Here is a 278-nt window from a genome sequence, read left to right as displayed (position 1 = left end):
CTGATAATGAGCTGCCACCCTCTATCTGCATAGATCAAGGCGTCAGAAGTACCATCATTATCGACATCGACAAGGGTCATCATCTCAATAGGCTGGGTGATACTCGGCACGGCAACAGCTGTCCATGGTGACTCTTGCGTATTGACTAACACTGTCGTACTCACATCGCCGGCAACAAGTAGGCGAACTCCTTCGTTAGTTTCTACAATACTTAAAGATGTTACACCAGAATCTAGGTTTTGGGCTGGAGCCTGGTTACTATCAGCAAGCTTAGAGGA

At 47.1% G+C, this 278-nt stretch carries 1 protein-coding gene; it reads right to left on the bottom strand.

All coding sequences use genetic code 11. The features are described from left to right. Nucleotides 1–278: hypothetical protein (locus MTCD1_RS21360; protein ID WP_159459925.1), on the bottom strand; the 278-nt coding region annotated here is incomplete at both ends.

The organism is Colwellia marinimaniae (genome assembly GCF_002207865.1).
Taxonomy (GTDB): Bacteria; Pseudomonadota; Gammaproteobacteria; order Enterobacterales; family Alteromonadaceae; genus Colwellia; species Colwellia marinimaniae.
The sequence above is the reverse complement of the archived record's forward strand: the minus strand, read 5'-3'. Positions and strand labels throughout refer to the sequence as shown.